This window comes from Candidatus Cloacimonadota bacterium (assembly GCA_020532085.1).
GTDB lineage: Bacteria > Cloacimonadota > Cloacimonadia > Cloacimonadales > Cloacimonadaceae > Syntrophosphaera.
Window position 1 is genome coordinate 1 of sequence record JAJBAV010000049.1, and the last position, 13,038, is coordinate 13,038.

The 13,038-nt window shown below is 51.2% G+C and carries 7 protein-coding genes; 6 read left to right on the top strand and 1 reads right to left on the bottom strand.

Going from position 1 to position 13,038, the window contains the following annotated elements:
- The 6 genes from LHW45_10140 to LHW45_10165 form a co-directional block, all read left to right on the top strand.
- Positions 1 to 1,160: Mu transposase C-terminal domain-containing protein (locus LHW45_10140; protein ID MCB5285930.1), on the top strand; the 1,160-nt coding region annotated here is incomplete at its 5' end.
- A 10-nt stretch (positions 1,161 to 1,170) separates the two neighbouring features.
- Positions 1,171 to 1,887: an ATP-binding protein gene (locus LHW45_10145; GenBank protein ID MCB5285931.1), complete on the top strand. Its 717-nt coding sequence runs from the start codon at positions 1,171 to 1,173 to the stop codon at positions 1,885 to 1,887.
- A complete protein-coding gene (locus tag LHW45_10150; GenBank protein MCB5285932.1) occupies positions 1,884 to 2,408 on the top strand; it encodes a hypothetical protein in 525 nt (174 codons plus the stop codon). Before LHW45_10145 ends, LHW45_10150 begins: the two co-directional genes overlap by 4 nt.
- Before the next feature lie 303 nt (positions 2,409 to 2,711).
- Positions 2,712 to 8,444, top strand: a complete 5,733-nt coding sequence (locus tag LHW45_10155; protein MCB5285933.1) for a choice-of-anchor J domain-containing protein — start codon at positions 2,712 to 2,714, stop codon at positions 8,442 to 8,444.
- Between the two features lie 122 nt (positions 8,445 to 8,566).
- Positions 8,567 to 10,135 carry a T9SS type A sorting domain-containing protein gene (locus LHW45_10160; GenBank protein MCB5285934.1) on the top strand — a complete coding sequence of 523 codons (1,569 nt, stop codon included), beginning with the start codon at positions 8,567 to 8,569 and terminating at the stop codon, positions 10,133 to 10,135.
- Positions 10,136 to 10,210: 75 nt separating this feature from the next.
- Positions 10,211 to 11,212, top strand: coding sequence for a DUF4932 domain-containing protein (locus LHW45_10165; protein MCB5285935.1), 1,002 nt, complete (start codon positions 10,211 to 10,213; stop codon positions 11,210 to 11,212).
- 156 nt (positions 11,213 to 11,368) lie between these two features.
- Here the strand turns inward: LHW45_10165 and LHW45_10170 are convergent, their stop codons facing one another.
- Positions 11,369 to 12,688, bottom strand: coding sequence for an ATP-binding protein (locus LHW45_10170; protein MCB5285936.1), 1,320 nt, complete (start codon positions 12,686 to 12,688; stop codon positions 11,369 to 11,371).
- Positions 12,689 to 13,038: the final 350 nt, after the last annotated feature.

Here is a 13,038-nt window from a genome sequence, read left to right on the forward strand (position 1 = left end):
CCGGAAAGGCAAAGCGGATGATGCTGATTCTGGTACTGGACTGGGCAAGCCGTTATCCGGTGGGAGCTTCACTTGCCTTTACAGAGGATAGTCAACATATCCTGGCCGCCTTCCGCAATGGCTTTCTTAATACGTCACAGTGGCAAGACAGAGATTGTATTACCAATATCAGTGGAGGAAACAATAATCCCTTAGCCTTCTTACCCCGATATGTCTATCTGGATAATGGCAGAGCCTTCAAGAGTAAGCTTTTTCATGACAAATGGGAAAACCATGATCTGGCAAAGGAATTGGGCGGTATCTTCCCCAAGCTGAATATCGAAGCCGTTTTTGCCGAAAGCTACAATGCCAAAGCAAAGGTGATCGAGCGGTTCTTCAAGACCTTCCAGGAGCAATTTGAACGCTTCGTCTCATCTTTCCGGGGTGCAGCAGTGGAGGATAAACCTGCCACTCTGATGCGTAACGAGAAATGGGCAAAGAAACTCTACAAAGCCGAGCCACCTACGATAGAAGAAGCCATGAGTATGATCGGTTTCTACATTAGACACATTTATGGTGAGACGCCGCATTGGGCTTTGGCTGGCAAGACACCCTGGGATGTATGCAGGACTGCTGAGATCGCTGGCGAACGGATCATTGATCCCTCTGAACTGAACTTCCTGATGCTCTCGGCAGAGAGAAAGGCAGTTCGCAATGAAGGCATCGTCTGGGGCAAGCTGCATTACTGGCATCCTGACCTGATTTATCATATCGGTAAGCCCATCATCTTTCGTTATGATCCGGCAGACATCAGATGGATACTGGTCTATGATACCAAGGACAAGTTCATCTGCCAGGCGGAACTGCGCCGGGCACAACATCCCTTTATCAAGCTGGCAGCCGATCAGCCCATTGCCAGGAAGGAACTGGACAAAGAATATCAACAGATAAAGAAGCTGCAAAGACAAACAGAACAGAGAACCAGAGCATTGGTAAAGAACACTCAGGAGGCGGTGGATAAGCTGCTCAGTCCCCATATCAAAACAATCACTCAAGCTGCCAATCCTACCTTCATCCAGACACCGATGCTTACAGCACCCCAAGCAGTTATTGATGAATCAGAGCAGTGCGACGGTATAAAGAGCTTTGCCGAAATGCTCAGGCTTGCAGGAATCAGATAGGAGACACAAGATGAAACAATCCAAACTGGTCAAGACCCGCAACGTAGTGGAGGCAGATGCCTGTATCTCCTTTCTGAAGAGCAGACCTAAGCTGGAAATGGTAGGCTTGGGCTTGCTGTATGGTCGTCCCGGATCTGGCAAGACGACTTTTGCCCAGCGCATGGCTTTCAGGGAAGGATATTTATATCTGAGGCTGGAGGCTACCACCACACCCAAATCATTTTCCCAGCAGTTACTGCTCGCATTATACAAACGCTTCAACCTGGGGCAGCATTTACCGTATGGAACTGCCAATAACCTGTTCAAACGCTGTCTGAGTATTTTGGAAGACCATGCTGATACTGTAGTCGTAATCGATGAGATCGACTATGCCTTCAAACATGAATCACTACTGGGAGCGATCCGTGACATCGTGGATGAGACCTTGTGCATTGTTGTCCTGGTGGGGATGCAAACTGCTAAAGACCGTCTGGCACAGATCAATCCGCACTACTTTGATAGATGCAACTACTTCTGTGAGTTCAAGCCTGCAAGCAGAAAGGATATTGAACTGCTTGCCAAAGAGATGATGGAAGTGGAGGTGACAGCCCAGATCATTGAAAGCATCCATTTCAACTGCAACGGCAACCTCAGGAAAGCTATGAAACTGATGTATATCATGGAAAGCAGGTTCAGACAAAACCCACATTTCACGCTGGATAAAGTGTTGGTGGAGGTGGAACTATGACTAATAAAAACATAATCCGAAACTTCGTTAATCAGTACCGAAAGCCGTTCAACATAGAAACCATAGCAGAGCTTACCGGATTCGAGACCAAGACAGTCAGACAGTCCATCAGAACGCTCCTTACCAACCAGGAAATCAAATGCATCTCAACTAAGGACAAGCTATACGTATGCAGTAACCGCTATCAGTCTCATGTAGGTTTCAATCAAAAAGGCAAGTGGAACTACAACACTCAGGTAGCAGAAGAAATCCTCAACATACTGGACTTCAGGCAGTATCGCTCCATCCGAGAGATTGCCTCAGACTATGGCAAGAGCAGGCAACTGGTCTTTGTCTATCTGGAAGCACTGGCATCTATCGATATGGTGGGCATCGACTGCAGCGGGTACAAAGTCTTATCAAAAGAGGGGATCCTGAAGCTGGGCACATTCATTCAACCCGGCATACTGGGAAAAATGCGTAAGGAATCTGGCATAAAACCGAAACCGAGGATGAGGAAAACAGCTGTACAAGCCTACTGACAGGCTGCTAATGGTTTTTTTGCAAATATCTGGTTGCGAGTTAGATAAAATGGATTTTACCTTCTGCTTAAGAAGTGATAAGATGATTTGCAAAAATCGTGATACTCGTTTGAAGAAATCGTGATATCGAGAACCCATAAAACTGCCGATTTGAAAAAATGGTGATACGATTTGAAAAAATTAGTGAGAACGCATACTCTCTTTCAAATCGAGTGGGTAACTAACAAGGCAAAAAGTCTTGACAAGTTTCCCAAAGACCTCAGAGTGAAAACCTGTTACATTTCCCTGCCCGAAGGAGATTTTATGAGAGCGATGAAACGGCTTTCAGCCTTGACTTTGATCATATGGACGACATGTGTGGGCTTATGGGCTGCCTGGTTCACAGACGTCCCCACCACACTAAGCCAGGCAGACGGATCGATCCTGAATTGCTTTGCCAGCGGAGACGAATTTCACAACTGGCTGCACGATAAAGACGGCTATACGATCATCCTCCATCCCCAAACTGGATACTATGTCTATGCCCAAAAATCAGGCGGTGGACTGGTAGCCGGGACTGCCGTTCCGGGCAGGGATGATCCTACCGCGCATGGGCTTGTGCCCCGGCTCAATATTTCCAGAGCCGAATATGAGGCAAAGCGCGATCTGTGGCAAAGCCGGGACCAGGACCGGGATACTCCCACCACCGGTACCCTGAACAATCTGATCATCTATGTGCGCTTCAGCGATCAGGATGAATATACCTTCAGCACTTCCGCCCAGAATGACATGTATAACAGCAGCGCTCCCGGCGTGGCGAGCATGAGAAACTACTTTTACGAGGAATCCTACCAGAGCCTGAGCGTGGTCACTCACATGCTGCCCCCCCAGAGTGGGGATACGATCATTTCCTACCAGCACTATCAGCCCCGCAACTACTTTGCCACCTACAACGAGGTGAGCAACCCTGACGGCCTTACCGATGACAACTATGCTCAGAGGAGATACGAGCTGTTCAGTTCCATCATCGCCTATGTGAACCCGATGCTGCCTCCAGGCATCAACTTTGATGCCGATGGCGATGGCTATATAGACAACGTGATCTTTCTGTTCCGCGGTTCACACGATGGCTGGGGAAACTTCCTCTGGCCTCACAAATCGTCGATAGCCAGCCTGGGCTTGAACCTGGGAGCCAAGGTGGTGGGTGAATACAATCTGGGTCTGGAGTTTATGTCCGGCCTATCCACAGCCTGCCATGAATTCACTCACACCCTGGGCGCGCCGGACCTCTATCACTATTCGGAATCCAGCACCTTTTCACCGGTTGGGGTCTGGGACATCATGGCCGGCAATACCTCCCCGCCCCAGCACACCAGCGCCTTCATCAAGTGGAAATACACCGGCTGGATTTCTGACATCCCCACCCTCACTCCCAACCAGACCTATACCCTCAACCCCCTTACATCCTCTACCAACAACGTCTTCCGGATCAATTCTCCCCTCGCGGAAAATGAATATCTGTTGGTGGAATACCGGCGCAAAACCGGCACCTTTGAATCCAGCCTGCCGGGCAGTGGAATGCTGGTCTGGAGGGTAAAAACCGATTGCGGAAACGGCAATGCCGACGGCCCACCGGACGAACTGTATGTGTACAGACCTTTTGGCACCCTCACCACGACGGGATCACTGAACCTGGCCAATTTCAGTGCCGAAACCCACAGAACGGCCTTCAACAGCACCACCAACCCCAGCCCCTTCTTCTCGGACGGCAGCGGCAGCGGTGTCAATATCCAAAACATCGGCTCCGCGGGTGAGACCATCAGTTTTTACTATGGGGATCCCTATATCAATTTTGAGATCAATCCCCTCACTCAATCCTTTGAAGCGGACATCTTCCCTCCTGATGGCTATGGCAGCGCGGCCCTGCAGGGAACTGCCACCTTCCACCGGGTAAGCGAGGGCGGCAACCCAGTCTGCGACAGCTATTCCGGGGATGCCATGCTCAGCTATCCCTGCCGCGACAACACGGGTGGATATGCCTATCTGGCCAGTCCCAAAATCGTGGTTGGGCAACAGCCCAATGCCTTTTACGCGGTGAATTTCTGGATGTACCGGGATGAGGGATATCCCGCCAATGCCGATAAACTGGAGATCTACCGCAATGGCCTGCCCAATCTGAACGGTGCGCCTGTCTTGCTGGGTACGGTGCATCGTGCCGTCGGGCTCAGTCCGGTGGCCAGCAGTCCAGGCTGGCACCGTTACAGCTTTCTGATCAATCCTCCCAGCAACGGAAACTATTACATCGTGCTCAAAGCCATCAGTGCCAACGGCAACGACATTTATCTGGATGACCTTAGCTTTCAGCGCTATAGCCGGGCTGCCACCACCGCTGCCTATCCAGCCGATAATGCCAGCGATGTCTCTATCACCACCGCTCTGTCCTGGACCAATAGCGGTCCGGTCCCAAATGGTTTGAAGCTGTATTTGGGGACCAACAACCCTCCCTCAAGCATGGTTAACGGCCTGGAACTCCCAGCCGGGACATACATCTGGACCAACCCCGATATCCTGCTTGTGGATACCCGCTACTACTGGCAGGTGGTGCCCAACGACGAATATGGCGAGGCCTATCAGCCCCCCGTCCGGAGTTTCATGACCGTGGATTCAGCCCCCCTCACCGGAATCTCCTATTACGAAGGCTTTGAGGTGGACGACGAATATTCGCTGCCCGAGGGCTGGAAATCCATCAATGCCAACAACGACTCCGAGGATTGGAAATGTGTGTATGGGGTGCCCCAGGCAGGGGATAAACAACTGGTGTGCCAGGTGGATGACAACACCCAGGGAGACGACTGGGCTGTGAGCCGGGGAATGACCCTGCATGGCGGAACGCAGTACAAGCTCTCCTTTTATTACCGGCGCTACGGTCAATATGGAGACGCCAAACTGGGGCTTTACTACTCCACTTCCAAAGATCCCAACCACCCCAAAGAAACCGTCATGATCGATGAGGAGATAGATTTATCAAGTTATGTCTATTATGAACAGATCATCACTCCCGCCGCGAGTGGCGTGTATTACTTTTTGTTCCACAACTTCGGCGGGCCGTATTTCACATATCACACCGGGGTTGGCATCGACGAGTTTCTGCTCCGAGGCATCAGCACGGCCGGGCTCAGCAATCCCCAACCCGCCGTCAACAGCGTGGGAGTTCCCTTGAACGTCACCTTCAGTTGGGAGGTGCAAAGCGGCTCTCCCACAGGATACTACCTGTCACTGGGGACGGATAATCCCCCCTCGAATGTGTATTACAGATTGGATCTGGGCAACACCCTGAGCTGGACGCCTCCCCAGAATCTGGAAAACGACGAGCAGTATTACTGGTCCGTGATTCCTTACGACAACTATGGGGAAGTAATCGATCCCCCGGTCTGGACTTTCTTTTCCGAGCTTGATAATGTGATCGAGGGACTGCCCTATACCGAAAACTTCGATTCCTCTTCGGCCGGCCTGATGCCCCAAAACTGGGTCCAGTTCGATCAGGACGCGGATGGCAAGGCCTGGAAGGTGATAGCGAACAGCTCTCCCTTCAGCGCGCCCAATGTGCTGAGAGTGGAGAGAAGCACGGTTTCGGGAGTGGCTAACGACGACTGGGCCATCAGCCCTCCCGTCAGGCTCTATGCCGGCTTCGATTATGAGCTGTCATTCCGGCTCAGGAGCAACTTGGGCTTGTATCCAGGAAGCTTGAAAATAGCACTTGGAATGACTCCCTTACCGGATTTGATGACCAATTTCATCTATGACAACGACAACGTGAACAATACCATCTGGAGCCTCGACTCCTGCGTAATCAGTCCCTCCGTTACTGGCAACTATTACATCGGATTCAACTGCTATTCCGGGAGTTTCAGCAACACCGGCGTCTATTTATACCTGGACGATATCCAGTTGCTCACCACCACTCCGGCCCAACCAGTTCACTCACCCAGCCCTGCCGACAATGCCAGCGGGATCACCGTCAACAATGGCATGCTGAGCTGGGAAAACACCGGAGATGTATGGGGTTACAGGATCAACATCGGCACGGACAATCCTCCCACCAACCTGGTCAGCAACCTGGATATTGGCAACAATAAATTCTATGAGCATCAGGCTTTGTGGCCCTATGAGGACACCGTCTATTGGCAGGTGATCCCCTATAACTCGCTGGGTGATAGTGAAAACAACCCGGTGTACAGCTTCACTACCATGCCGGAAGCCTTGATCGACAGCTTCCCTTACTATCAGGATTGTGAAGCCCTGGTCACGCCCAATCTTCCGCTGGGTTATTTCCAGCAAAATGACAACCAGGATGGCGTGACCTGGATCTCCCGAACCACGCTGGGCTCGTTTTCAAGCCGGGCTTTGAGCCTCAACAGCTCGGAGCTTATTGCGGATGACTGGCTGTTTTTGCCGGGTGTGTATGTTCAGAGCGGCAGCTACTACGTCATCAATTTCAGATACCGCAACGACCGCAACCGCAGCTCGGCCAAGCTTGAGCTATACCGTGGCAACCAGCCCCAGCCTTCCGCCATGACTCAGCAGTTGTTTTACAATGATGCCATGGTTTACACCAACGTCTGGAATCAGGCCCAGGTGGTTTTCCGCTCCTCTCAGACCGGCATAATCTATTTTGGCTTTCACGGCTTCACCAGTGCCGAAGCGGGCAGGATCAATATAGACAATCTGGAAATCCTGCGTTTGCCAACCCCGGTTTCCGATCCCCAGCCGGCCAACCCCGGCTCGGGAGTTTCGCTCCAGCCTGTCTTTGCCTGGGCTCACGCCGAGGGCGATCCGCTGGGCTATCGTTTCTATCTGGGTAGCGACAATCCTCCCACCGACATCTACAATGGAATTGAGCTGGGCCTTACCAACGAGTTGTATTATCTGGAAAACCTGTCCTACAACACTGCTTACTACTGGAAAGTAGTGCCCTACAACTCTCTGGGTGACGCTCCGGAATGCCCCACCTTCTATTTCACGACCATGGATCAAAACACCATCATGGAATTTCCCTATGTGCAAAATTTTGATTCATTTACCGCTCCTCAACTGCCCTATGACTGGCTTACCATCAACGCCAACGCGGATTTTGGCCAATGGTCAAACTCCAGCCTCTCATCCCGCTCCGCTCCCAACAGCGCCAGACTGGGCTCCAATTTTGTCTATAACAGCTTTGACGACTGGATGTTCAGCCCCGCCATCAGCCTCAGCAAAGGCCTGCAGTACAGGCTGAATTTCTATGTGAGACAAGCTGGCTATCGCAAGACCGATGACCTCCTGGTCTTCCTTGGCAGTGAACGCAATGCCGCGGACATGAACACCCAGATCCTGCAAACCACCGTATCTTCAACCCAGGACGCGAATTTCACCCTGCGTCAGGTGCTGTTCAGCACCACCCAGTCCGGGGCCTATTACCTGGGTTTTCACGGTTTGGACAGCTCTCCCGGGACCATTTTTCTGGACGATGTGAGCGTGCAGCAGATTTCGTCATCTCTGAAACCACCCCGGAACCTGGCCGCTGAGGCCGGCTCCCAAAGCATCAGCCTTTCCTGGCTGGATCCCATATCCGGCACGCCCCACCAGTTCAAGCTCTTCCGCAATGGGCTGCTGCTCGCCACGATTCCCTTTGGCGTGAATAGCTTTGTGGACGATGATCTGGTCTATGCTCAGGATTATCTGTATTTTATCACGGCAGAATATCTGAGCCCGGAAGGGGAATCCGTGGAATCAAACCACGTCTATGCCTCGCTTTTTCCCGCGGCCCCGCTTTCGCCTCAGGGCATCAGCCTGCAGGTCTCGGAATCCAGCCTTATCATCTCCTGGCAGCCGGTGCTGGAAGATGTAAACGGCAATCCTGTCACCATAAGCGCTTATCAGATCTATGCCTCCGAGACTCCTGATTTCACTCCCGGAGCCGGCAATCTGCTGGGCAGCACAAGTATTTGCAGCTACACCCATAACAGCACCCAAGCCCGGATGTTCTTCAAGATTGTCGCCGTGAAGGATCCCTTATAGGGGGGGCTAAGCGCCTGATTCGGAACAGCTTGATGAAATCCCTGTAGCATGGGTGGCAGTTGCCAGATATTTGACTATGTGGCATTAGAATTGCTGCACTTATTCCTCAGAGAGGTGATCTTATGAGCTACAAAAAATTGTCTCTAAAGGCTGCTATCATCTTGATGGCCGCTATCATGCTGCCCTGGCAGACACTGGAGGCCAGAGAGCAGATGCGCATCAGCCGGGTGGGGATCAGCCAGGCTATTCCCTACAGCTATGACGTGGTGGGTATGGTGGGAGATTCCCTGGCCCTCTTCGATTTTGAGGTCACCAACTCCAGCGTGACCATCAAGCGGGGTTTCGTGACTCCCGATGCCGTCGTGACGCCGCTGCAGACCATCCATACATTTACAGCCCCTCCGGATTGGGAGACCATCAACGGCTATCCCCTCTACCGCACATTCAAAGATGGCAAGCTCTACAGCGCTTTTATTGCCGGAGACCACAGCCTGGTCTTGATCACCGGGGAGCAGGGGACCAGCCAGCACGTCTTCAACCACCCAGGCATCAATATGGACTTTCAGCCGGCTTATCTGATCGTGAACGACCTCTTTGGCTGGTGCGCCCATTTCAACTATCCTGGGGGAGGCCCGGTCAAAATCTACCGGATTGATCTCACTACGGACACCCTCCAGCTCTTCCACGAACACCCGACAACCCATTACAGCGGTTACAGCTTTTACGAACTGGCGGATGGCTATTTCCTGATGACCACCTACGGCTTCAATGACCTTCCGGACCTCCTGGTGCAGGGCAGCCAGATCGTCCACAGCTATCCCGATGGCTGGTGGCCTTATATGGATTTCTATCTGATGTCCTCCACCGCGCCGGTCACAGACCAACTCAGCTATATCGGCATTTCAGACGGGCTGGACCGCAACCAGAGCTGGTTTATGCTGGCCTGGGTGGAGGATAACGACCTGATCACCGCCGGCATCCCCAATTCCAACCCCAATCCCTACAGCTATGGATACATCGGCAGCTTTGTGCCCTATTCGTCCCTCAGTTTCAGCAGCGTGTATGGTATTGGGACCTCCTACCCGCCCGATCAAAGGGAACTCAACACCTTCAAAAACTGGCAGCTAAACAGTGGCATCCTGGAAGACATCGGCGGTTTTCCGAATCTGAGCGCCTACCCCGGGGCCCAGAGTCTGTTTCGTCTCGATGATCGCTTCGCGGTGGCCATCAGCCAGGTGGATCAAGGCCCCCACAGCTTTTGCCTCATAGATTACATTGATCAGACCGTGCGTGCCTACAGCTATCAGGTGTGCTACTTTGGCTATACTCTGCACTCGGACGACCACTTTTACCTGATCGGCTACGATGGCCGCGTCCACTGCTTCGCCCTCGAAATGGGCTCTCCCAATTCCGATGAGCAGATTCCTCCGGCCAACCTGGAACTGAGCGCTTATCCCAATCCCTTCCGGGGATCATGCTCCATTGAGATCAATTGTGCCAAAGCCGGCCCTGCCAAGCTGAGCGTCTATAACCTCAGAGGTCAGCTTGTGCAAACCCTGCATCAGGAGTTGCTGACATCAGGTTCTCACTCCATTCAGTGGGATGCATCTGCACACCCCTCCGGAGTATATTTTCTGAGGCTGGAACAGGGTAAGGAGATCATCACCAGGAAGGTGTTACGGCTAAATTGAAAGACCCTTGCCACTATTAGTAGGCAGGATTGGCAGAGAGCACCCAGTTTTTTTGAAACACTACATGGAGTAAGTATGCAAATCAGATTGGACAAGCGGATGGAACTCATTTTTGCCGTTCTGCAACTTTCGGATTACTATAATCCTGGCTTGTACGTTTGCTCAGATGACCCACAGGCAAAGCTGGTCAGGGAGATTTTGGGCGATCATTCTCATCTGCCTGCTGTAACCAAATTGTCTACTGTATGGGAAGAAGAAATTAACTGGGATATCTTCTCAATTTTCGCTCTGTCATTAGCGGGGGATTATACCCTCGACCCTGTGACTGATACATCATATCTGCAACAATTCATCAAAGGCACAAACTCAATTCAGCGTTATGCCGCATGGCTCCGGGATTTTGCCGGGCAAAGTAACTTCGATCGATACTATAGCCTACTGGAAGAACAATATGCCCCGTATCTCCGAAAACTGAACATCCTGTTGGACAGCAGACCAGTCCAAGCGATTCTCGAAGATTATCTTGGTATCACATTCCCCCGGACGGAGCTTATCCTGTCCACTCTGATGAATACATTTATGTCCATCACACACCCCGGAAGGGAAGCGGAAACAGTGTATTGCTTGTGCAGCAGATCCAGGCTAGACATAGCGGAACGGAACAAAGGCCTGGAGCGTATCTTGCTGTCCGCTGTCTGGCATGAGTTCTCGCATCACGTCATCAATCCCCTCACCTTTGGTCTTTTCGCCGAACCTGATGCAATTAGCCAGGACCAGGTCAACTGGTGTTGCGAACTGAACGAAAGCATCATCTGGGCAATAAATACCAGACTGCTGGTACTCGAAAACATCATCACAATGAAGGACATAACATGGATGTTAGAGAACGCAGTAAAAAACAAAGCCCCGCAAACACCTGTCATGCACGATCTACTCTGCGAATATGAAACCAAGAGGCATATCTATCCCTCAATTGCGGAATACTATCCGGTGCTGTTGAAAGCAAATCCTCAATTACCCGGGGATGAAAAATCCAACTCTCTGCAAGGCTATAATACTTATACCGCGCATAACTGACAATGCCATCTTCTCTGGCCAACAGGGTCAGTAGCGGCATGAGCCGACCGATGACGTAGCTTCCGGTGTTTACATCCTCCGTCTGGAAGCAGGAGGAAAGCGGCATTCACGCAAAGTAACGCTGATGAAAATAGGTTGTGAGCCTTAGCTCATTTTTTAAAAAGCTTTCCCGAGGTCTTCCAAACTCAAATAGCGATATTCGATCCGGTAATCAGGATACTGATTCCGCAGCTTTGCGGCTTTCTGGACCAGTTGATCCTTGCGGATGTTTTTCTTTTGCAGTTTGATTTCTGCCAGCACCATCAGTTTGGCAGCGTCGTTCACGGCCACCAGGTCGATTTCGTTTGTGAAGCCGCTCTCCCAGTAGGAGCTCACCCGATTATATTCTCCGCTCTGTATATAGATGTCCGCAAACAGCCGTTCCAGCCAATAGCCGGCATACTGAGGATATTGCTCCCGGAAACGTTCTTTCAGGTAAGGGATATTGGAGCTTTCCAAGGCGCTGCGGTAACGGTAGAAAAACGCGAACCAGAAAGCCAGGAAGGGATCATCCAGCTTGTATTTCACCGATCTGCTGCCCGGTTTGGCGTTGAAAGGACGCACCTGGGTTATGAGGCTGTAATCTTTTTCCAGACGCTCCAGATGGCCACCCACTCCGCTTTCGAGGATAGATTCGATCTCCACTCTGGAGGTCTTCCCGCTGGCAATCAACTCCAATATAGAAAAATAGACCCCATAATCTCTGCCAAACTCCTCGATCAGGAGGTTTTTACCCTCATCGGCAAAGACGGAGTATTCATTGAAGATCAGATCAATAGCCTCTTCTCTGCCAAGCGCGTGCGCATCCCTCAGGATTTCAAGATAACGTGGAATCGCTCCGCTCACGATGTAAGAAGCCAGCAGGTTTTCCGCGGAGAAGGCATGTTCCTCCTTCAAGATCTGCGCTAGGGTGGATATTGGAAAGGCTTTGAGCTTGATCACCAGGTCGGCCCGTCCATACAAAGGCTGCTCGTATTCCATAAATATTCTGTGCATCATGGAGTAAACCGAGCCTGAGACGATCACATGCAGATGGCTGCTGGCCTTGCGGCTGTCCCACAGATGCTGAAAGTCCGCAAAAAAACCGGGATTTACCTGTAAAAGCTCCTGAAATTCATCCACCACCACGATCAATTCACGCTGTTCTCCCAGATCAAAGAGCAGCTTGAAGATATCGATCAGCCGGGTAATCCTGCCATAGCTCTGATGCCGGTAAAGTTCTTCAATATAGCCCATAAACTCATTGCAGAGCACCTCTTCGCTCTTTCTGGAGATAAAGAGATAGAGGCTTTCCCGGTCCTGGCAAAACTGCCTGATCAGTCTGGTTTTGCCGATCCTGCGTCTGCCGGTCACAACCGTCAGCCTGGAAGAGCTACTAATCTGCCCATGCACCTTCTGAAGCGCGCTGAGCTCTTGTTCACGATCGTAAAAACGCATATCGTAACCACCGTTACAGTAATGATGGTTACGATAAACCCAGGCTGCTCTGTTCTGTCAAGTGCTTTTTCTCCAACATCGGGTAATCTGGCTGATTTGATCCGTATAAACCCTCACTGAATACTTCAAATTTCATCACCAAAACTTCAAATGTCCAAGTCCAAAAGATGATGAACCAGACGATTAGGGCGTTTGAAATATGCTAATTTCTTTAAGATCATTTTATTGTATATATGGCGCAAGATTCCTGATAATCCCTGGGAATGTCCAAGTGCCTCAAAAACGATGGGGAATTTGAAGTTTTGGTGATAAAAAGAGGTCGCTCATCATGGTACTGTCCAAGTCCAACA